The 21,607-nt window shown below is 75.2% G+C and carries 15 protein-coding genes and 1 pseudogene; 6 read left to right on the forward strand and 10 right to left on the reverse strand.

Features of this window, described 5'->3' with window-relative positions; genetic code table 11:
- The first annotated feature begins 66 nt into the window (after positions 1-66).
- The 3 genes from IF83_RS0101200 (at position 67) to IF83_RS0101210 (ending at position 2,836) form a co-directional block, all read left to right on the forward strand.
- Complete coding sequence (locus IF83_RS0101200) at positions 67-900, forward strand: LysR family substrate-binding domain-containing protein (protein ID WP_030542093.1); 834 nt, start codon at positions 67-69, stop codon at positions 898-900.
- A 256-nt stretch (positions 901-1,156) separates the two neighbouring features.
- Positions 1,157-1,513: a YciI family protein gene (locus tag IF83_RS0101205; RefSeq protein WP_030542094.1), complete on the forward strand. Its 357-nt coding sequence runs from the start codon at positions 1,157-1,159 to the stop codon at positions 1,511-1,513.
- Between the two features lie 57 nt (positions 1,514-1,570).
- Positions 1,571-2,836, forward strand: coding sequence for an RNA polymerase sigma factor (locus tag IF83_RS0101210; protein WP_030542095.1), 1,266 nt, complete (start codon positions 1,571-1,573; stop codon positions 2,834-2,836).
- A 38-nt stretch (positions 2,837-2,874) separates the two neighbouring features.
- Here the strand turns inward: IF83_RS0101210 and lepB are convergent, their stop codons facing one another.
- The 3 genes from lepB to IF83_RS0101225 form a co-directional block, all read right to left on the reverse strand.
- Positions 2,875-3,543: a signal peptidase I gene (gene lepB / locus IF83_RS0101215; protein ID WP_078843052.1), complete on the reverse strand. Its 669-nt coding sequence runs from the start codon at positions 3,541-3,543 to the stop codon at positions 2,875-2,877.
- Positions 3,544-3,682: 139 nt separating this feature from the next.
- Positions 3,683-5,950, reverse strand: coding sequence for a SpoIIE family protein phosphatase (locus IF83_RS0101220; protein ID WP_051722335.1), 2,268 nt, complete (start codon positions 5,948-5,950; stop codon positions 3,683-3,685).
- Between the two features lie 282 nt (positions 5,951-6,232).
- Positions 6,233-7,729, reverse strand: a complete 1,497-nt coding sequence (locus IF83_RS0101225) for an aminotransferase-like domain-containing protein (protein WP_051722336.1) — start codon at positions 7,727-7,729, stop codon at positions 6,233-6,235.
- Between the two features lie 553 nt (positions 7,730-8,282).
- Between IF83_RS0101225 and IF83_RS34450 the strand changes: the two are divergent.
- Positions 8,283-9,224, forward strand: a pseudogene (locus IF83_RS34450) (DMT family transporter); the annotation flags it as partial.
- Positions 9,225-9,371: 147 nt separating this feature from the next.
- Positions 9,372-9,575, forward strand: a complete 204-nt coding sequence (locus IF83_RS34455; protein ID WP_279617207.1) for a DUF1918 domain-containing protein — start codon at positions 9,372-9,374, stop codon at positions 9,573-9,575.
- 236 nt (positions 9,576-9,811) lie between these two features.
- Here IF83_RS34455 and IF83_RS0101235 read toward each other — a convergent pair whose 3' ends face one another.
- Positions 9,812-11,092 (reverse strand): glycoside hydrolase family 10-like protein, encoded by a 1,281-nt coding sequence (locus IF83_RS0101235; RefSeq protein WP_030542100.1) that lies wholly within the window; start codon positions 11,090-11,092, stop codon positions 9,812-9,814.
- Between the two features lie 181 nt (positions 11,093-11,273).
- Here IF83_RS0101235 and IF83_RS0101240 point away from each other — a divergent pair, with 181 nt between their 5' ends.
- Positions 11,274-12,134 (forward strand): 3-hydroxybutyryl-CoA dehydrogenase, encoded by an 861-nt coding sequence (locus IF83_RS0101240; RefSeq protein WP_030542101.1) that lies wholly within the window; start codon positions 11,274-11,276, stop codon positions 12,132-12,134.
- A gap of 404 nt (positions 12,135-12,538) precedes the next feature.
- Here the strand turns inward: IF83_RS0101240 and IF83_RS0101245 are convergent, their stop codons facing one another.
- The 6 genes from IF83_RS0101245 to IF83_RS0101270 form a co-directional block, all read right to left on the reverse strand.
- Positions 12,539-13,078, reverse strand: a complete 540-nt coding sequence (locus IF83_RS0101245; protein ID WP_030542102.1) for an NUDIX hydrolase — start codon at positions 13,076-13,078, stop codon at positions 12,539-12,541.
- Positions 13,079-13,137: 59 nt separating this feature from the next.
- A complete protein-coding gene (locus IF83_RS0101250) occupies positions 13,138-14,478 on the reverse strand; it encodes a transcriptional regulator (protein WP_030542103.1) in 1,341 nt (446 codons plus the stop codon).
- 147 nt (positions 14,479-14,625) lie between these two features.
- On the reverse strand, positions 14,626-16,080 hold the full coding sequence (locus tag IF83_RS34460) for a PP2C family protein-serine/threonine phosphatase (protein WP_051722337.1): 1,455 nt from the start codon (positions 16,078-16,080) through the stop codon (positions 14,626-14,628).
- 616 nt (positions 16,081-16,696) lie between these two features.
- The gene (gene pheT, locus IF83_RS0101260; protein ID WP_030542105.1) at positions 16,697-19,225 is read right to left on the reverse strand and encodes a phenylalanine--tRNA ligase subunit beta; all 2,529 of its coding nucleotides are present in this window, start codon (positions 19,223-19,225) and stop codon (positions 16,697-16,699) included.
- The gene (pheS, locus tag IF83_RS0101265) at positions 19,225-20,349 is read right to left on the reverse strand and encodes a phenylalanine--tRNA ligase subunit alpha (protein WP_030542106.1); all 1,125 of its coding nucleotides are present in this window, start codon (positions 20,347-20,349) and stop codon (positions 19,225-19,227) included. The genes pheT and pheS overlap by 1 nt, the downstream gene beginning before the upstream one ends.
- A 126-nt stretch (positions 20,350-20,475) precedes the next feature.
- Positions 20,476-21,576: a sensor histidine kinase gene (locus IF83_RS0101270; RefSeq protein ID WP_051722338.1), complete on the reverse strand. Its 1,101-nt coding sequence runs from the start codon at positions 21,574-21,576 to the stop codon at positions 20,476-20,478.
- Positions 21,577-21,607 lie beyond the last annotated feature (31 nt).

The following is a 21,607-nucleotide window of genomic DNA, read 5'->3' on the forward strand; positions in this document are numbered from 1 at the left end:
AAGGGTAGCGAGCGCGTGCGATACCCCTGACCACGACCCGGTAGCCTGGTCCGCGTGACAGGCTCGGTGACAGGCGCGGACAACCCTCCTTCGTTCCGGCTCGCGTATGTCCCGGGCGTGACGCCGGCCAAATGGGTGCGGATCTGGCGGGAGCGGCTGCCCGCGATCCCGCTGGACCTCCTCCCGGTGGCCGCCGCCGACGCGGCGGACGTCCTGCGGGACGGCGGCGCCGACGCCGGCTTCCTGCGGCTGCCGGCCGACCGCACGGACCTCAGCGCGATCCCCCTCTACACCGAGACGACCGTGGTGGTGGTCCCGAAGGACCACCTCGTGACGGCGGCCGAGGAGGTGGCCGCCGGGGACCTCGCCGACGAGATCGTGCTGCATCCTCTCGACGACACCCTCGCGTGGGAAACCCTCCCCGGCCGGCCCGCGAAGGAGCGCCCCGCGACCACGGCGGACGCCATCGAACTGGTGGCCGCCGGCGTGGGCCTGCTGGTCGTCCCGCAGTCACTCGCCCGGCTCCACCACCGCCGGGACCTCACGTACCGGCCGGTCACGGACGCCCCGCAGTCGCGCGTCGCGCTGTCGTGGCGGGAGGACGCCACCACCGATCTGGTCGAACAGTTCATCGGCATCGTCCGCGGGCGGACCGTCAACAGCACACGGGGCCGGCCGGCCCCGGCCCCGGCGAAGGACAAGCGGGGCGACGACAAGGGCGGCTCGCGGCGGACGCCCGCAGCCGGCAAGCAGGCCGGGAAGCCGGCGCGGAAAACGGCGGGGAAGACGGCCGGGAAAACCGCCGGGAAGGCGGTGGGGAAGTCCGCCGGGAAGAACCCGCGGGGCGGTTCCGGCGCCGCCAGGGGCGCCAAGCGCGGCCGGCCCCGCCGCCGGTCGTAGCCCGGGCGGGCAGCGCGGCCACGGCGTGCGGCAGGCATGCGGCGGGCGGGCGACAGCCGGCTCCCGCACGCTGTCCGGGCCGTCCGCGCTGTCCGAGCCGTCCACACTGTCCGGACCATCCGGGCCGCCCGAGCCGTGCCGGCGAAAAAAGTCCTCGGAAAAATGTCGGCCGAGGTGTCGATCCGGCCGTCTCCCGTTCGACGTCCGGGTGAGAGGCGGGGAAAGGCCCCGTCCGTCCGACCGAGGAGCAGCCACCGTGCCGCGTTTCCTGACTCTGATCCGCATCGACGAGAAGAACCCCCCGGCCGAGGGCCACAGCCCCGAGATGCAGGAGCGCATGGGCGCCCTGTTCGAGGAGATCACCAAGGCCGGGGTCATGCTCGACACGGCCGGGCTCACCCCGACCTCCGAGGGCACCCGTGTCACCTGGTCCGGCGGGAAGATCAGCTGCACCGACGGGCCGTTCACCGAGAGCAAGGAGGTCATCGGCGGCTACTCCATCACCCAGGCCAAGGACAAGGCCGAGGCCCTGGAGTGGGCGACGCGGTTCCTCCGGACCCACGACGAGCACTGGACCGTCACCGCCGAGGTCCGTCAGATCGCCGAGGGCTGACCGCCCCGCGATGATCCGGCGCCGCTTGCCCCCGCCCGCCCGCGGCTGCTCTGATGGGTGGCCGTGACGGCAGGGAGCACGACCGAGACGGTCGAAGCGGTGTTCAGGATCGAGTCCGCGCGGATCACCGCCGCTGTCGCCCGCGTCGTGCGGGACGTGGGCATCGCCGAGGAACTCGCGCAGGACGCGCTGGTCGCCGCGCTGGAGCAGTGGCCGGAGTCGGGCGTCCCGGAGAAACCGGGCGCCTGGCTCATGGCCACCGCCCGGCACCGCGCGATCGACCTCGTGCGGCGCCGGGAGACCTACGCGCGCAAACTCGCGGAGGTCGGACGGAGCCTGGAGGACGTGCCCCCGCCCGGCCCGGAGGACCTCGGCGACCCGGACGGCATCGACGACGACCTGCTGCGCCTGGTCTTCACCGCCTGCCACCCCGTGCTGTCCCGGGAGGCCCGGGCCGCCCTCACGCTGCGTCTGCTCGGCGGCCTGACGACCGGCGAGATCGCCCGCGCCTTCCTCGTGCCCGAGCCGACGGTCGCCCAGCGCGTGGTGCGCGCCAAGCGGACGCTCGCCAAGGCCGGCGTCCCCTTCGAGGTCCCCCGCGGCGCCGACCGGGAGGCCCGCCTCTCGTCGGTGCTGGAGGTCATCTACCTCGTCTTCAACGAGGGATACGCGGCGACGGCCGGCGACGACCTGTGCCGGCCCGCGCTGTGCGAGGACGCGCTCCGCCTCGCCCGCGTCCTGGCGAACCTGATGCCCGGGGAACCCGAGGTGCAGGGCCTGCTGGCGCTGCTGGAGTTCCAGGCCTCCCGCATCGCGGCCCGTACCGGCCCGGACGGGGCGCCGGTACTGCTCGCCGACCAGGACCGCTCGCGGTGGAACCGGATGTTCATCCTCCGCGGCGCCGAGGCCCTGCTCCGGGCGGGCCGCGGCCCGTACTCCGTCCAGGCCGCGATCGCCGCCTGCCACGCGCGGGCGGTCCGCTACGAGGACACCGACTGGGCGGCGATCGCCGCGCTGTACGGGCGGCTGCTGGAGCTGACGCCCTCCCCGGTGGTCGGGCTGAACCGGGCCGTCGCCGTCTCGATGGCGGAGGGCCCGGCCGCCGGCCTGCGCCTCGTCGACGCCCTGGCGGCCGAACCCGCCCTCAAGGACTACCACTTGCTGCCGAGCGTCCGCGGGGATCTGCTGGAACGCCTGGGCCGGGCGGAGGAGGCCCGTGCGGAGTTCGGGCGCGCGGCCTCCCTGGCCCGCAACGCCCGGGAGCGGGACCTGCTCCTGGCCCGGGCCGCGCGCTCGCCCTCCGGCGCCCCGCGGGACGGCTGAACCGGCGCCCGGCCCGGCCGGGCCGGGCGCCGGCGCGGTCACCGCTGCTGCGGCACCATCCTGGCGCGGCGCCGCACGATCCACGAGGCCATGCCGAGGACCAGGCCGGTGGACGTCAGCAGGGCCCCGAGGATCGCGACGGCGGCGGGCCACAGCAGCGCGGACGGTCCGTCGTCGAGGACCCGGCCGCGCACCGTGCTCGCCGCGACCGTGCCCTGCCGGCCGTCGTCGAGGTGGTAGCGGGAGTCCCTCGAGTTGGCGCGGTAGTCGCCGAGCACGAACAGCCGGCCCTCGGGGACCTTCACGTCGTAGGTCTTGTCCGGCACGCCGACCGGGTCGTCGCCCAGGACGTACGGCTCCGCGAGCGGCTCGCCGTTCACCGAGACCTTGTCCCCCTCGCAGCAGGAGACCCGGTCGCCGCCGGTGCCGATGACCCGCTGCATCACCAGCTGCCCGCCGGGGAACCACCGCTTGTCCTGGAAGAGGACGACGTCTCCGGCGCGCACTCCGGACCCGTCGGTCCGCTCCGCCACGATGAGGTCGCCGCGCCGGTGGGTCGGCGACATGTGGTCGCTGGACAGGGTGGTGGTGATGTAGTCGGCGCGGAGCCAGGCCACCCCCGCCACCAGTGTGCCCAGGCCGGCCACGATCAGGACCAGAGCGGCGATCGCCAGTCTCCGGCCCGGTCTTCCTTCCGCGTCGCGCACAGTGCTGTTCTCCGTCGTGTCGTGTGCCGTGTACGTGCTGCCGTGTACGTGTGTCGTGTGCCGATGAGACTAGGCACCGGCTCCGGCAGACCTCGCGGCGGGTCCGCCGGCCGCCCGGCCGCCCCTCCGGTCCGCGGGTTCAGTCCGTGCGGCGGACGAGGAGGACGGCGATGTCGTCCTGGGCGGTGCGGCCCGCCGGGGCGGCTATCCGGTCGGCCAGGGCGTCCAGATCGCTCCGGTCCCGCTCCCCGGCGGGGCCGCCCCGCAGGATGCCGTCCCGGACGGGGCCGCCGTTCCGCGCGGCCCGCACGCCCGGCCCGGCCCCGTCGGCGTCCGGGCCGCCGGCGGGCCGGCGGGAGAGGGAGCGCATCAGCTCGGCCACCCCCTCGTCATAGCTGTGCTCCCGGCTCTCCACGAGACCGTCGGTGTACAGCAGCAGGGTGGCGCCCGGGGCCAGTTCCGCGGTCACCATCGGGTACTCGTCGTCCAGTTGGCAGGCCAGCGGCAGACCGCCGGGGCAGTCGAGCTCCCGGACGGTGCCGTCCGCCTCCAGCAGCAGGGGGTACGGATGCCCGGCGCGCGCCATGCGCAGGACGCCGGTGGCCGGGTCGAGTTCGACGATGCAGCAGGTGGCGAAGAGGTCGGTGTCCAGCCCGCAGAGCATGCGGTTGCCGCAGGCCATCAGATCGGCCGGGCCGTGGCCGTCGTCGGCATACGCGAGCAGGGCCGTGCGGAGCTGGCCCATCACGGCGGCGGCCTGCGCGCTGTGCCCCTGGACGTCGCCGATCATCAGCCCGACCTTGCCGCCGGGGAGGCGGACGACGTCGTACCAGTCACCGCCGACGTCCAGCCCCTCCGAACCCGGCCGGTAGCGGACCGCGACCTCCACGCCCGGCAGCCGCGGCAGGCTGCGGGGCAGCATCACCCGCTGGAGTTCCGTCATCGCCTGCCGGCGCTGGTCGTAGAGGCGGGCGCGGGCCAGGGACTGCGCCAGGATGCCGGCGATGGCGGTGGTCACGATCTGGTCGTCGGCCGTGAAGCCCCGGGCGTCGGCATAGGAGAGGATGCAGGTGCCGACCGTGCCGTCGGCGGTGGTGAGGGGCAGCAGCGCCCAGGCGTGGTGCTCGGGTGCGGGGCGGAAGCTGTCGTCCGGGAAGGCCGCCCGGAACTCCTCCCGGGATTCGTAGAAGAGCGGGGTCCCGGCGCGCAGGGCGGCGGACATCGGGCTGCCGGCCCGCCCCATGCTGGGCTCGCCCAGCCGCCGCAGGACCTCCTCCGGGTAGCCCGCGGCACCGGCCAGCACCACGTCGCCGTCCCGGATGAGGTGGATGGCCAGCGCGTTGGCGTCGAGGGCGGGCAGCACCGTGCCGGTCATGGTGTCGACGACGTCCTGGGTGGAGAGGGCCGTGCCGAAGGCGGCGGTCAGGGTGAGGACGAACTCCCGGCGGGCGTGGCGCCGTTCCTCGTGCTCGCGCTCCTCGGTGCGGTCCTGGGCGACCCCGACCATGCCCTGCGGCCTGCCCTCCGGGTCCCGGACGACGCTCGCCTTGGCGTCGATCCAGCGGACCGCCCCGTCCGGCCGGATGATCCGGTAGAGGGCGGAGTAGAAGCCGGTCCGCATGCTGGTGCGGGCCGCGGCGTGGACGGCGGCCTGGTCCTCGGGGTGGATGTGGGCGTAGAAGGTGTCGATCCGCTCGTCGAAGGCGTCGGGCTCCACGCCGAAGAGCCGGCACGTCCGTTCGTCCCACACCAGCCGGCCGGAGTCGAAGTCCCAGTCGAAGGCGCCGATGTCCGCGCTGGCCATGGCCAGTTCCAGGCGCGCGGCCCGGGTGCGGCTCTCCACCAGCCGCACGGCCTGGTCGAGACGGGGGATGCCCGCCGGGAGCACCCGGCTCTCCCGGGAGAGGAGATACTCCAGGCGCTGCGCGGCCACGGCGGCGATGAGGCTGAGGGTGCGCTCCTCGCTCTCGGAGAGCGGCTCCGCGCGGTCCAGCTGGAGGGAGAGGACGGCCAGGCAGCGGTCCTCCATCATCAGCGGTACGGAGGCGTAGGCGCTGGGGCTCGGGAAACGGGCCGCGTCACCGCCCAGCCCGCTGTACTCGCGGGTGGGCCGCCACACCAAACGGCGTTCCCGGGCGGCCTCGGCCACCGGCAGGTCGGCCTCGGCGTCCACGGAGCCGTACTTCTCCACGATGTACTCGCCGTAGCCGGTGGTGGTGGCCAGCCGCAGCCGGCCGTCGTCCTGCCGGATGTAGACGGCGCCGGCCCGCGAGCCGACGGCGGCGAGGGCGGCCTCCTTGGCCAGGGTGAGCAGGCCGGACGCACTGGTGCGGCCGAGCAGGCCGATCACCACGCCGGCCCAGGAGGGATCGACCGGTGAGGGCACCAGTTCCGGCTCCACGGTCACACGCGCCCCCTTGCCTTCCTTCGCACCCCGGTCCCTGAGCCCATGGTCCGCCACTCTGGCCGAAATCGCATCAAGGATGTCCCCGGTTTTCGGCGCGTCGCCCGTGCTCCCGGTCCCGCCACGTGGCCGGCCACCGGAGACGTCCCCGGTGCCGGTGCCCGGGGCGGCCGGGCGGACGCTCCGTGTCACGGGCGGAGGCGCCACTTCCACGGGAGGCTCGCGCCCGCGGCCGATGACCGGCATCGCGAACGGAGCCGGTACCGCGGCGGAGCGGCGCGGCGGTCAGCCGGAGAGCACGGCCGCGGAACGGGCGCCACCCGCCGCGCGTACGCCGTCGAAGGCCGCGCGCAGCCGCCGCACCCCCTCGGCGATCTCGCCGGTGCCCGCCACCGCGGCGTACGCGACCCGGAGGTGCGCGGCCGGCGGCTCGGCCGCGAAGTAGGGCCGCCCCGGGGCCACGGCGACCCCGGCCCGGAACGCCTCCGCGGCCACCGTCTCCTCGTCCAGGCCCTGCTCCAGCCGCAGCCACAGCTGGCCGCCGCCCGAGGGCAGCAGCACCGGCCGGGCTTCCTCCGGCAGTTCCCGGGCCAGCGCGGTGGCCAGTGCCTCGCGCCGGCCGCGGAGCGCGGCCGCGATGTCGCGGAGGTGGCGGCGCCAGGCGGGCGATCCGACGAGTTCCAGCGCCGTCTCCTGGAGCGGGCGCGGCACGAAGAAGCTGTCGACGACCTGGATGGCGCGCAGCCGCCGCATCACCGGGCCGCGGGCCGCGAGGGCGGCGACCCGCAGGCTCGGTGAGGTGACCTTGGTGAGGGAGCGGATGTGGACGACGACACCGTCGGGGTCGTCCGCGGCCAGCGGCGGCGGCAGCGGCCCGGCGTCCTCGTGGGCGAGACCGCGGGCGTAGTCGTCCTCGACCACGAACGCCCCGGCCTCCCGGGCGGCCCGCAGCACCCCGGCCCGGCGGTCGGGGGCGAGCACCGCGCCGGTCGGGTTCTGGAACAGCGGCTGGCAGACGAACACCCTGGCGCCCGTGGCGCGGAACGCCTCGGCGAGCAGCCCCGTACGGACGCCCGCGGTGTCGACCGGCACCGGGACGGGCCGCAGCCCCGCGGCCCGGGCGACCGCCAGGAGCCCCGGATAGGTGGGCGACTCCACGAGGACCGCCGCGCCGGGCGGCGCGAGGGCGCGGAGCGCGGTGGTCAGGGCGCTCTGCCCGCCCGCGGTGACCAGGACGTCGGACGGGGCGAGCGCGCCGCCGGGCCCGCCGATCTCCCGGGCGAACCACTCGCGCAGTTCGGGCAGGCCCTCCATCGGCGGCCGCCCCCAGGCGCCGGGGCGCCGGCCGGCGCGGGAGAGGGCCGCGGCGAGCGCGCGTTCGGGCAGGAGCGAGGGGTGCGGATAGCCGCCGTTGAACTCGATGACGCCGGGCGGGGGCGCGGCCAGCGTGGCCAGCAGCCCGGACGCGTCCACGGCGCGCGGCAGCGGCTCGCCGGAGGCGGTGCCGGCCGGTTCGGCGCTCAGGGCCACCTCCTGCCAGGAGGTGTCGGCGGGCCGGGACGCGGGAGCGGACGGCCGGGCCCGGAAGGCGCCCGCACCGGGACGGGTGACGACCAGCCCCTCGCCGACGAGCAGGGCCAGGGCCCGCGAGACGGTCACCGGACTCACCCGGTACCGCTCGACGAGAGCCCGGCTGGACGGCAGCTTCTCCCCTGGAGAGTAGCGCTGGACCTCGGAGCGGAGGACATCCGCCAGTTCACCGACACTGCTACGCTCATGCATGAGAGACAACGATAGCGCTACCAACGCCAGGGGAATAGCGCTGCGGCCCGGCTCCCCGCACGGATCCGCCTCCCCCGGCCGGATCCCCGACAGGCCCGGGAGCCTCGGCGCGCCGCCCGGGCCCTCATCGGCCACGGAGTCCGCGCGAGGTTCGGCGGACCTGCCGGCACACACCCGGAACGGAGCCGCAGCCGGGGCCGAAGGCGCGGCCGGGCCCTCACCGTCCGCGGCCGACCCGGCGGACCGGCCGCCCGGCCCCGGGCCCGGCGTCCCGCCCGCGTATCGCCCCGCCCACTCGGGCCGGCCCACACCGCCGTACCGGCCAGAGCGCCGCACGGGAGGCGGAGACGGAAACGGCCCGGGCACCGAGGTGCATGACCGCGCCGGAGCCCGGGACGACGGCAGCGCCCGGGGCACCCGGGCCGGGGCCGAGAGCGAAGTAGCGGCCGAGCCCCGAGCCGGGTCGCCGCGGACCGGCGCCGGGTGCGCGGACCGGCCGCCCGGCCCCGCCGAGACCGCCGGAGCCGATAGCGGGGCCCGGTCCGCCGACAGCCCCGCGCACCCGGGCCCGTCCCGCCCGGCCGGACGGACGGGCCGGCGCGGTCGCCGCGCCGGGCACCGGACCGCCGCCCCGGCCCGGGGCCGCTCCCCCGCTCTCGCCGGGACCGTCCTCGCCGCGCTCGGCGTCGTCGCCTTCTCCTTCACCTTCCCCGCCACCCTCTGGGCCCTGGAGGGCATGGGCCCGTGGACCGTCACCGCCGCCCGCGCCGCCCTCGCGGCGCTCACCGCGGGCGGCTGCCTGCTCGCCCTGCGCGTCCCCGTGCCCGACCGCCGCCACTGGCCGGGCCTGCTCACCGTCGCCGCCGGGGTCGTCATCGGCTTCCCGCTGCTCACCACGCTGGCGCTGCGGACGTCGACGGCCTCGCACGCCGCCGTCGTCATCGGACTCCTGCCGCTCACCACCGCCGTGTTCGCGGCGGTGCGCACCGGGACCCGGCACTCCCGCGCCTTCTGGGGCGCGGCACTCGCCGGGGCGGCCGCCGTCACCGCCTTCGCCCTGACCCGCGGCGGCGGGGGCCCGGGCTCCGGCGACCTTCTGCTCGTCGGCGCGCTGCTGGTGTGCGCCGCCGGCTACACCGAGGGCGGACGGCTGGCGCGGCTGATGCCCGGCTGGCAGGTGATCGCCTGGGCGCTCGTCGTCTGCCTGCCCCTGGCCCTGCCGGGGCTCGCGGCCGCCCTGGCACGGGAGGCGTTCACGCCGACCGGGCCCGCGGTCGGGGGCATCCTCTGGCTCGCCTTCTCCCAGTTCCTGGGCATGGTCGTCTGGTACCGCGGGATGGCGGCGATCGGCGTCGCCCGCGCCGGACAGCTCCAGCTCGCCCAGCCCCTGCTGACCCTCCTCTGGGCGGTCCTGCTGCTCGGCGAGGAGCCGGAGCCCGCGGCACCGCTCACCGCGACCGCCGTCCTCGCCTGCATCGCCGTCACCCAGCGGGCGGACCGGCGAGGGAACCGGCGAGCGGCCCGGCGGGGGCCCGCGGGGGCCCTGTCCGTGCACGGGCCATCGGACCCGTCCGGTCCTAGACTCGAAGACGACCCGCGGACACCGCGACGCCATCGCCCTCGCGAACCAGGAGGACAGCAGATGGAAGCCAAAGTGGGCGACACACTGGTGATGCACGGCAGAAGCGTCGGCCAGCACGACAGGACCGCACAGATCATCGAAGTCCTGGGAACACACGGCGAACCCCCGTACCGGGTGCGGTTCGACGACGGGCACGAGGCGCTGATGTCGCCCGGCCCGGACAGCGTCGTCCAGCACGAACGGCGCGGCACCCAACCCGCCTAGTTCCCGGGACCGAACACCATCCCGCCCTTTCCCGCGCCGGTCCGGCGCGGCCGATACGTGACAGCGCCGGTGCCCCCGTGCGCGGACGGCTCACCCGCCGGGCCGCGCACGGGGGCACGGCCGTGCGCGGGGCCGGCCGCCGCGCGGAGAAGAGCCGGGCTCACGTACGAGCCGGGCTCACGTACGGACCGGCTCGGTGCCCCGGCCGCTGAGCTCGCCTCCCGGGAAAGCTGAGCTCAGCGCCACAGCGGCTCCGCCGCCGGATAGTGGTCGTCGACGACGCGGTCCATCGCGCCGATACGGTCCCCGGCGACCTCCCGCGCGGAGAAGAACACATGCCCCGCCACCTCCGGGATGTCCCGGGCGAAGGCCAGATGCCGCGAGAGCTCCGCCGGGTCCTGCCAGGCCGCGGGCTGCGCCGGGTCCCCGGCCTTGTAAAGCGCCTCACCGATGTGGAGCCCGACGCCCGTCCCCCGGACCGTCCCGGCCCACCACCGCACCAGCGTCGCGTAATCCGCCGCGTCGAAGCCGATATGCCAGTACACCTGCGGGACGACGTGGTCAATCCAGCGCTCGCGGACCCACTTGCGGGTGTCGGCGTACAGATCGTCGTACGTCTGCACCCCGGCGGTCGTGTCGGAACCGGCCGGATCGGAGGACCGGTTGCGCCACACCCCGAACGGGCTGATCCCGAACCGCGTCCCCGGCCTGATCCGCCGGATCAGGGCCGCCGTCTCCCGCACCAGCCGGTCGGTGTTGTCCCGCCGCCAGGCCGCCCGGTCGGGGAAACCGCCGCCGTGCGCCGCGTAGGCCGCGTCGTCGTCGAACCGCTCCCCGGCCACCGGATACGGATAGAAGTAGTCGTCCCAGTGCACGGCGTCGACCGCGTAGCGGCGCACCGCGTCGAGCATCGCCTCCCGCACGAAGCGGCGCACCTCCGGCAGCCCCGGGTTGTAGTACAGCTTGCCGCCGCAGGGCACCACCCACCCCGGGTTCCGGCGGGCGGGATGGCTCTCCGCCAGCCGCTCCGGCTCCGCGTGGTTGGCGACCCGGTACGGGTTGAACCAGGCGTGCAGCGCCAGCCCCCGGCGGTGCGCCTCGCGGACCGCGAAGGCGAGCGGATCCCAGCCGGGGTCCCGGCCCTGGACACCGGTGAGGTACTCCGACCACGGCTCGTACGGGGACGGCCACAGCGCGTCGGCGGTCGGCCGGACCTGGAGGATCACCGTGTTGAGCCGCCGCCGCACCGCCAGGTCGAGCACCGCGGCCAGCTCGGCCCGCTGCTCGGCGGCGGGAAGGCCCGGCCGCGACGGCCAGTCCCGGTTGGCCACCGACGCCACCCACATCCCCCTGGTCTCCGGCACCGCCCGGCCCCCGCCTCCCCCGGCGCCCTCCGCGCGCCACCGGGCCTCCGTACCCAGGGCGTCACCCGACACCAGCAAGGACAGGCTGCCCGCGGCGACGGCCGCGAAGCGCCGGCGGCTCATCCGGTCCGCGCCCGGCAGATCCCGTTCCATGCCCCGCATCCCTCCGCACCCCTCTCGCCGGCTTCGCCCCCAGATGTCAGCGCGGGGCCCGTGGCCAGCATTCCGCCCCGGCGACCGCGCCACACCGGAGCGGCGGGTAACGTCTGAGCCGGGCCCGCCGCCGGAGACCCCGGAGGCCGCCCGTCCGATGAAGATCAGCGAAAGGCACGATGTGACCGACATCGAACGCGTCGGAGTGGTGGGCTGCGGACAGATGGGCGCCGGGATCGCGGAGGTCTGCGCCCGGGCCGGCCTGGACGTCATGGTCGCCGAGACCACCGGCGAAGCCCTGGAGCTGGGCCGCACCCGGCTCACCACCTCCCTGGACCGGGCCGTCGGCCGCGGCAAGATCACCAAGGAGGAGCGGGACGCCACCCTGGACCGGCTGAGCTTCACCACCGACCTCGGCGAATTCGCCGACCGCGACCTCGTCATCGAGGCCGTCGTGGAGAACGAACAGGTCAAGACCGAGATCTTCCAGGTACTCGACCAGGTCGTGACCCGGCCGGACGCGATACTCGCCTCCAACACCTCCTCGATCCCCCTGGTCAAACTGGCCGTCGCCACCTCCCGCCCCGACCAGGTCATCGGCATCCACTTCTTCAACCCGGCCCCGGTGCAGCGCCTCGTCGAACTGATCCCCGCGCTGACCACCAGCGACGAGACGATCAAGCGCACCGAGGACGTCGTCACCGCCGTCCTCGGCAAGCACGCCATCCGCGCCCAGGACCGCTCCGGCTTCGTCGTCAACGCCCTGCTGATCCCGTATCTGCTCTCCGCGATCCGGATGTTCGAGTCGGGCATCGCCAGCCGCGAGGACATCGACAACGGCATGGAAATGGGCTGCGCCCACCCCATGGGCCCGCTGAAACTGGCCGACCTCATCGGCCTGGACACCGTCGCCTCGGTCGCCTACTCGATGTACGAGGAGTACAAGGAGCCCCTCTACGCCGCTCCCCCGCTGCTCCAGCGCATGGTCGACGCCGGCCGCCTCGGCCGCAAGACCGGCTCGGGATTCTACGACTACACGTGAGCCCGGACGGCCCGCCGCCCCGCTCGCCGGGACGGGCGAACGGGGCGGCGGCGGGACGCGGGAACAGGGGGGGAAGCCCCGCGTCCCGGTAACCGGGGTGGCTCCGGACTCACCTCCGACTCCATCACGGCGCACGGCCCCCGGGGAGCGTGTGCGCGGGCGCGATGAGGGTGCGCGCTTCACACGGGGTGTGCACCATCCGCACCACGGTGCGCGCCCGGGCACTCCATCACCCCCTGCCCCGGCGGACCCGACCCCGCACTCCAGCCGGCCCCGGCGATCCGGCCCCACCCCGGCGAACCCGCCGGTCCGGCCCCCGGGCGCCGAGCGGACCCAGCGCCCGCCCCCGGCGCCCGCTCCCCCGCCCACTTCGGGAACCGGCCGTCACGGGAGCCCGCCCGCGCTCACGGCCGCCCACCGCACCGGAGGTGATGAAGCATCAGCAACGCCGCCGCCATGTTCGCCGCCGGCACCTCGCCGCGCGCCACCAGATCCGGCACCAGCTTCAGCGGCACCCACTCCCGCCGGTCGGACTCGAAGGCGTCCGCCGGCCGGCCGATGTACTCGGCCTCGTCCGTCCAGTAGATGTGGTGCCGGGCGTCCGTCAGCCCGTTGGACGGTTCCACCGACAGCAGATGCCGGAGCGGGCCGGGCCGCCACCCCGTCTCCTCCTCCATCTCGCGCGCCGCCGCGAACGCACAGCCCTCACTGTCCTCGACGACACCGGCGGCCAGCTCCCAGCCGTACGTCCCCGTGATGAAGCGGTGCCGCCACAGCAGCAGCACCTCGTTCGCCTCATTGACGACCGTGGCGGCGGCGACCGGGCGGAGCCGGATCACGTAATGGTCGAGACGGCGCCCGTCGGGGAGTTCGACATCGGCGAGGTTCACCCGGAACCAGCGATTCTCGTACACGGTGCGTTCGCCGGCGTTCTTCCATCGCACGAATCCGCCACCTTCCGCCCCCGTCCAGCCGACACAGCGGACCCCTCGTCCGGGGCCCCTCAGAGCGGTACGCGCAGAGTCCGGTCGATCAGTTCGGCGGCCTCGGCGCTCGCGGCACACCTGCTCGCCACGAGGTCTTCCCGCACGGCGCGGAGCCGGTCCCGGAGCCGCCGCGACTCCATGCCCCGCACCCGCTCGGTCATCTCCACCACCGTGGCCACGGCCCGGTCCGCGTCACCCCGGCAGAGCTCGATCCGGGTGAACAGCGCCAGCCGGTGCACCCGCCCCCGGTCGTGCGCCGGGCTGTCCACCGCCGCCACCGCGTGCTCGTGCGCGGCCGCCAGATCCCCGAGGCTCAGCAGCGCCTCGGCCACCTGCACATTCACCAGCCCCGGCTGCACATAACCGGTCTCCGCCGGCTCCTGCCCGCGCCGGATGCTCTCCGCCGCCCGCTCCGCCCGCCGGATACAGGCCAGCGCCGACCGCCCGTCGCCCAGCCGCGCGTACGCCTTGGCCTGCATCGCGTACAGATCCGCGGCGAGCGCCGGGGTGAGGTGCGGCCCCGCCGCGCGCAGTGCCGTCTCGGCGAAGGCCACCGCCTGCCGGAACTCCCCCGTGTGCAGGGACTGGTTGACGAGCAGCGCGATCGTATAGGCACCCAGCCCCCGGTCACCGCTGGCCTTGGCCAGCCGCAGCGCCTGGTGGAAGTAGCGCTGCGCCAGCCCGTACGCGTCCGAGTCGTAGGCGCAGATGCCCGCGACGGCCACCAGCCCGCCGACCGCGCGGTGCAGCAGCCGCCCGGTGGCGTCCGTGTAGCCGCCGCGCAGCAGCGGCGCCGTCTCGGCGTTGAGGAAGCCCACGATCCGGGACCTCGTCGCCACCCCGCCCGCCCTGCGGTACATCTGCTCGTAATGGGCACGGGCGGTGCGCAGCATCTCGATGTCCGACAGGCCGACCCGCACCGGCCCGCGGCGCGAGACGTCCGCGTCCTCCGGCGGGTTCTCCCACTCCCAGACGGGCATCACGGCCGGCGTCCCCGTGACCGCCGGGGCTCCCACCACATGCGGGCGCTGCTGCTCGTCGGACCGCCACAGGGCCGTGGCCCGGTCGACGAAACCGGCGAGCGGCGTGCCGTGCGGTGCCCGACCCGAGCCGGGCGCGCCGAGCCCGACGTCGTCGAGCGTGAGGGCGCGCCGCACCCGCTCGCCGAGCACCTCGCAGATGATGTCCGGAACCTGGCCGCGCGGACGCTGGCCCTTCAGCCAGCGGGCGACGGCGGTGTGCTCATAACGCAGGGTCAGGCCCCGGGCCCGCCCGGCCTCGTTGACGTGCGCGGCCAGCCCGGCGTGCGAGATGCCCGCCTCGTCGAGGACGGCGTCGAGCAGGGTGTTTGGCTCCATCGCCCCTCCGGTGCGCTCGGGGTGAACACAGCGTAGTGGAGCGGCCACGGGGCCGGGCGCGAACCGGCCACCCGGCCGAGGCCGGTGGCCGGTCCGGCTGGGCACGGTCAACCGGCCGCAGCCGGCGGCCGGTTCGGTACGGTGTCGTCAGCCGGCCGGGGCCGGTGGGGAGACGGTGCCGCCGGTGGTCTCCGGCGCGGTCCGGCCGGCCGGTACCCGCGGCTCGCCGCTCCGTACCGCGAGCAGCGCCACATCGTCCGCCAGCCGGCCACCGGTGTGCCCCAGGAGCGCCGTCTGCACCCGGTCGACCAGCTCTTCCGGTGTGCCGGCCGCACCGGTGGCCAGGACGGTCTCCAGAGCGCCGGCCAGCGGGAAGAACTGCCCGGCGGCGTCCCGGGCATCCTCCGTCCCGTCGGTGTGCAGCAGCAGCAACTCGCCCGGCCGGAGCGAGGGCAGCAGCTGTTCCGGGAGCCGCTCGGGCAAGGGAAAGGCGCCGAGCGGCGGCAGAGGGTCGGCGTCACTCAGCGGCCGCACGCCGCCGGTGGGGGCCAAAGGCTTGTTATTGGGTCCCATTCCGCCGGCTTCGGGGCACTCACCCGGCTCGGGGTCGCCGCCGGGGCCGGCGCGTCCCCTGCCGGCCCCGGCCGCCCCGTCCGCCGCACCGGCCCCGGCCGCCGCCTCGTCTCGGCGGCGGTCCCGGACCGGCCCCGCACCTGCGCCGCCGTTCTCCCCCGCGGCACCGGACCCCTCGCCGTACGCGGCCGTCCGCAGCCGGTACGGCCAGGGATGGCCGCAGTTGAGCACCGACAGCTCCTCGCCCGGGCGCAGCTCCAGCAGCAGCACGGTGACGAACTCCTCGCCGAATCCGTCCCTTTCGGGCGGCTCGCGGCCATCATCCGCCCCTGGGTGCTCCCCGGGGCCCTCCCGCAGGTGCCGGCCCAGCGCGCGGTCCAGCCGGCGCAGCACTCCGGCCAGATCCGGCTCGTCGTGGGCAGCCTCGCGGAAACAGCCGAGAACGGCCGCGACGGTGCCGATCGCGGCCAGGCCGTGGCCGCGGACGTCGCCCATGACGATCCGCACGCCGTACGGGGTCGCCAGCGCCTCATAGAGATCACCGCCGACGGAGGCCCCGCGGGTCGCGGAGAGATGCCGCACCGCGGTGGTGAAGCCACCGACCGCGGCGGGCAGCGGGCGGAGCAGTACCCGCTGTGCGGCGACGGCGACCGCGCGGGTGCGCTCCAGTTCCCGGAGCAGCCGCCGGCGCCGGCCCGTCGACAGGCAGGCGGCCACGAGCGCCGTGACGACGGCGCAGGAGACGCCGACGCGGAGCCCCGTCGCCCCGCCGTCGCCCAGGACGCCGAGCACGAGAAGGACCAGCAGCGCCCCGGCCCCGCTGACGAGGACGCAGCACCGGCGGCCGCTGCCCGCGCAGGCGAGGGCGGGCGCCGCCACGAGCAGCGGCGTCAAATCCGGCCCGGTCGGCCGCAGCAGTTCCCAGCAGCCGACGGCCAGGACCCACAGGACGGGCAGGGCTATGAGTGATCCGCGCAGCAGCGCGCGGGAGCGGCTGCCGGGGACGTGCGTGGTCCGGAGACGGTTCATGCCGGCGAACTTCCCCTCGGTGGTCCGTCCGCCGGCCCGGCCGGCAGGGTCGCCGGGCGGCGGGATGCGCCGTGACCGGTCTCCTGCGGGCGCCGCCGGGCGGTCTTCCGGCGGCCGGGTTCCAGCTGGTCTGCGGTGCCCACGGCGAAACGCGTCGAGTCTTTCGACTCGGGGCGGCGATGCGAACCCTGTTGAGCCGACTTCACTCGATCGTGCGAGTTGTTCGTTTCCCGGACGCGAAGGATAACCGGAAACGTCCAGTCCGGCAGTCCGGCTGCCGAGCGATGCCTGCACACCGTTCTGACCAGGTATTCTCCGGCGGCCCATACGATCTCGCCAGCCGCCGGCGCTCGCGGCCGGGCCGACGACGCCGCCGTTTCTGTGCTGGGGCAACGGGTGAACGTCTACGACGAGTTGACGTTCACCGCACCGGAGCGCGCGCCTCGGCGCGGGTGCGCGGCCCGGCGCCGGTGCACGCCTCAGCAGGACCGTACGCCCCGGCGGCCCCACCTCGCGGGGCTCGCCGCGGCCGTCCCCGAACGGACGAGGGGCGCCCCCGAGCGGTGAAGCTCCGGGGCGCCCCTCGCCGTCGCCGTCGGGCGTACGGGCCGCGCGGTCAGGCGCCGCGCAGCACCGCCCCCGTGCGGTCGGCGGCCGCCGCCACGGCCGCGTCGCGCGCCGCGGAGATCTCCTCGGCGGTCAGCGTGCGGTCCGGAGCCCGGAAGCGCAGCGTGTACGCGAGGGATGTGCGGTCCTCGCCCAGCTGCTCGCCGGTGAACACGTCGAACAGCCGCAGGGACTCCAGGAGTTCCCCGGCCCCGGCGCGCAGCGCGGCCGCGACGTCGGCCGCGGCCACCGAGCGGTCCACGACCAGGGCGACGTCCTGCGTGGCGACCGGGAACGTGGAGACCCGGGGCGCCCGGAGGGTGCCGGCGCCGGCCCGCTCCAGCAGATCGAGGTCGATCTCCATCGCGCAGGTGCGCTCGGGCAGCCCGAGGGCCTTGACGGCCCGGGGGTGCAGCTCACCGGCGTGCCCGACGACGCGCTCCTCGCCGTCGACGGACGCGAGCAGCGCCGCGCAGCGGCCGGGGTGCCAGGGCGCGTGCCGGTCCTGGCGGACCGTCAGCTCGACCCCGGCCTCGCGGGCGACCGTGCGGCCGGCCTCGACGGCGTCGGCCCAGTTCGCCGCGGAGCCCTTGCCCCACCAGCCGCCCGGCCGGCGGACGCCGGAGAGGACGACCGCGGCGCGGCGCGGCTGGTCCGGCAGCGCGGCGAGAAGCCCGGCGAGCTCCTCCTCCGTCGGCCGGCGGTCGACGGGCAGCCGCGGGGCGGGCTTCTCCGCACCGGTCGGCCGGAAGACCAGCCCGGTCTCGAAGAGCGCCAGGTCGTGCTCGCCGCGCCCGTCGTTGCGCCGCAGCGCGGCCAGCAGGCCGGGCAGCAGGGTGGTGCGCAGCGCGGGTTCGGTGTCGGCGAGCGGGTTGGCCAGCCGCACCACGGTGCGGCGCGGGTCGTCCGCGTCCAGACCGAGCTGGTCGAAGACGCTTTCCCCGAGGAACGGGTAGCTGAGCGCCTCGGTGTAGCCGGCGCCGGCGAGGGCGCGGCCCACCCGGCGGTGCAGCCGCTGCCGCTCGGTCAGGCCCCGGCCGGCGGGCGGCCGCGGCAGGGTGGAGGGCAGGTTCTCGTAGCCCTCCAGCCGGATGACCTCCTCGGCGAGGTCGTTGGGGTCGGTGAGGTCGGGCCGCCAGCTGGGCGCGGTGACGGTGAGTTCGTCCTGCCCGTAGACGTCGCAGCCGATCTCCTGGAGGCGGCGGACGACGGTCTCACGGCCGTAGGCGACACCCGCGACACGGTCGGGGTGGTCCGCGGCGATCTTGATGGTGTGCGGACCGGAGGGGGTGACGACCTCGGTGACACCGGCCTCGGCGGAGCCGCCGGCGAGCAGCACCAGCAGGTCGACGGCGCGCTGGGCGGCGGCCGAGGCGGCCTCGGGGTCGACGCCGCGCTCGAAGCGCTTGGACGCCTCGGAGGACAGCTTGTGGCGGCGGGCGGTCCGGGCGACCGTCACGGGGTCGAAGTGGGCGGCCTCGATGACGACGTCGGTGGTGCCGCCGGTGACCGCGCCGGTCTCCGGGTCGGTCTCCGCGTCGCCGATCTCGGTGTTGGCACCGCCCATGACGCCGGCGAGCCCGATGGGGCCGCGGCGGTCGGTGATGACCAGGTCCTCGGGGTCGAGGACGCGCTGGACGCCGTCGAGGGTGGTGAGCTTCTCGCCGGGCTCGGCGCGGCGGACGCCGATGGGGCCGTCGAGCCGGGCGCGGTCGTAGGCGTGCAGCGGCTGGCCGAGTTCGAGCATCACGTAGTTGGTGATGTCCACGGCCAGCGAGATGGGCCGCATCCCGGCCTTCTGCAGCCGCCGCTGGAGCCAGACCGGTGAGTGCGCCTCGGGGTCGAGACCGGTGACCGTGCGGGCGGTGAAGCGGTCGCAGGCGCGCGGGTCGGCGACCTCGACGGGGTGGCCGTGCTCGTTGGGCCCGGGCACGTCGAGCAGCGCCGGGTCGCGCAGCGGGACGCCGTAGGCGGTGGCCGCCTCGCGGGCGATGCCGCGCATCGAGAGGCAGTAGCCGCGGTCGGGCGTGACGGCGATGTCCAGGACCTCGTCGGCGAGTTCGAGCAGCTCGATCGCGTCGGTGCCCGGCTCGTGGCCCGGCGGGAGGACGATGATGCCCTCGTGGTCGTCGGACATGCCCAGTTCGGCGGCCGAGCAGATCATGCCCTCGGACGTCTTGCCGTAGGTCTTCCGCGCCGAGATGGCGAAGTCGCCCGGGAGCACGGCGCCGGGCAGGACCACGACGACCTTGTCGCCGACGGCGAAGTTCCGCGCTCCGCAGACGATGTTCTGCGGTTCGCCGGTGCCGTTGGCGTCGCCGACGTTCACCTGGCAGTAGCGGATGGGCTTCCGGAAGCCGGTGAGCTCCTCGATGGCCAGCACCTCGCCGACCACCAGGGGGCCCTTGAGGCCGGTGCCGAGCTGTTCGACGGTCTCGACCTCCAGGCCGGCCTCGATGAGCCGGGCCTGGACGTCACGACCGGTCTGTCCGGCGGGGAGGTCGGCATACTCCCGCAGCCAGCTGAGCGGGACCCGCATCAGATCTCCATCCCGAAGGGCCGGGTGAAGCGCACGTCACCCTCGACCATGTCTCGCATGTCCTCGACGTTGTGGCGGAACATCAGCATCCGTTCGATGCCGAACCCGAAGGCGAATCCGCTGTACTTCTCCGGGTCGACGCCGCAGGCGGTCAGCACCCGCGGGTTGACCATGCCGCAGCCGCCCAGCTCGATCCAGCCCTCGCTGCCGCAGGTGCGGCAGGGGCGGTCCGGGTCGCCGACGGACGCGCCGCGGCAGACGTAGCACTCCATGTCCATCTCGGCGGAGGGCTCGGTGAAGGGGAAGTAGTTCGGCCGCAGCCGGGTCGTCATGCCCTCGCCGAAGAGGGACTGGACCATGTGGTCCAGGGTTCCCTTGAGGTCCGCCATGGTCAGGCCCTCGTCGACGGCGAGCAGCTCGACCTGGTGGAAGACCGGGGTGTGGGTGGCGTCCAGCTCGTCGGTGCGGTAGACGCGGCCGGGGCAGATCACGTAGACCGGCGGCTCGCGGTCCAGCATCGAGCGGATCTGCACCGGGGAGGTGTGGGTGCGCAGCACGACGCCGGACTGGTCGTCGTCCGTGGCGGCGGACTCGACGAAGAAGGTGTCCTGCATGGTGCGGGCCGGGTGGTCCGGGGCGATGTTGAGGGCGTCGAAGTTCAGCCACTCCGACTCGACCTCGGGGCCCTCGGCGACCTCGTAGCCCATGGCGACGAAGATGTCCTCGATGCGCTCCATGAGCGTGGTCAGCGGGTGCCGGGCGCCGGCCGGCTCGCGGTCGAGGGGCAGGGTGACGTCCACCGCCTCCTCGACCAGCACGCGCTCGTCGCGCTCGGCCTCCAGCTCCTCCTGGCGGATCCCCAGCGCACGCTTCACCTCGCCGCGGGCGCCGCCGACGCGCTTGCCGGCGTCGGCCTTGGCGTGCGGCGGCAGGGCGCCGATCTCGCGGTTGGCGAGGGCGAGCGGCGAGCGGTCACCGGCGTGGGCCACCTTCACCTCGTGCAGGGCCGCGAGATCTCCGGCGGCGGCGATGGCGGCGAGCGCCTCGTCCCGCATCCGGGCGATCTGTTCCGGTTTCAGTGCCTCGACCTCGACAGGGTCGTACGACTTATTGGGTGCCGACATCTCTTCCCGTGTTTCCGATTGGCTGGCTGCGCGGCCCGTGCTCGGTGGCTTGCCGGCTGCCGGAGCAGCCCTGGGTGCCACCTCCCGAGTCTACGGGGCGCGGGGGGCGGGGAAGCCCGCGGCCGCTCAGGCCAGGAAGGACGGAGCGGCGACGGGCAGCGTAAATCGGAAGCGGGCGCCCCCGCCGGGGGCGCGGCCGACCTCGATCGTCCCGCCGTGGGCCTCCACGATCCCCTTGACGATGTACAGGCCCAGGCCGGTGCCGCCGCGCTTGCTGCCCCGCCAGAAGCGGGTGAAGACGCGGCTCATCGACTCCTCCGGGATCCCGGGGCCCTCATCGCTCACGGTGACGGATGTCCCCTCGCTCGGCGGGCGGTCGGCTGACACGTCGATGGTGACGGTTCCCTCGCCGTGGCGCACGGCGTTTTCCAGCAGGTTGCCGAGAACCTGGTCCACCTTGTCCGGATCCGCCCAGAGTGCGGGCAGCGGTCCGGTGACGCGGACGACGAAACGGTCCTCCGGCTCCCCCGCGCCGATGTGCGCGGCGACATGGCGCCGGACGGCGGCGGCCATGTCCACCGGCTGCCGGTGTATCTCCAGCCGGCCGGAGTCGATCCGGGAGATGTCGAGCAGTTCGGCGATGAGCCGGGTGACGCGGTCGGCGTCGGCGTCGACGGTCTCCAGCATCAGCCGCTTCTGGTCGTCCGTGAACCGCTCCCATTTGGCGAGGAGAGTGGCGGTGAAGCCCTTCACCGAGGTGAGCGGCGAGCGCAGCTCGTGGGCGACGGTGGCGATCAGCTCGGCGTGGCTCCGCTCGGTGCGGCGCCGGGCCTCGGTGCCGCGCAGGGAGATCACCAGCCGGTGCACCGGACCCAGCCGCCGACGGCGTATGTAGCGGGCGGAGACCAGCACCTCGCGGCCGCCGGGGAGTAAGAGGTTCCGCTCGGGCTGGCCGGCCCGGGTGGCCAGCCCGCCGTACGGGTCGGTGCACGCCCACCAGCGGCGGCCCTCCATGTCCTCCAGCGGCAGGGCGCGCTCCAGCGGCAGCCCCAGCACCCGCGAGGACCGGAGCGCGGTGATCCGCTCGGCGGCGGTGTTGAAGCAGATGACGCGGCCCTGCTCGTCGGCGACGACCAGGCCGTCGGGCAGATCGTCCGGATCGAGGCCGAGGGCGGTCAGCCCAGGGGTCCAGTCGGCCGCCGAGACCGGCGGCCCGGTGTCCGGCACCGGCCGCCCCGAAGTCCTGACGTCCCTCACC

The sequence above is a fragment of the Streptomyces albus subsp. albus genome, assembly GCF_000719865.1.
In the GTDB taxonomy this organism is placed as follows: Bacteria; Actinomycetota; Actinomycetes; order Streptomycetales; family Streptomycetaceae; genus Streptomyces; species Streptomyces albus_E.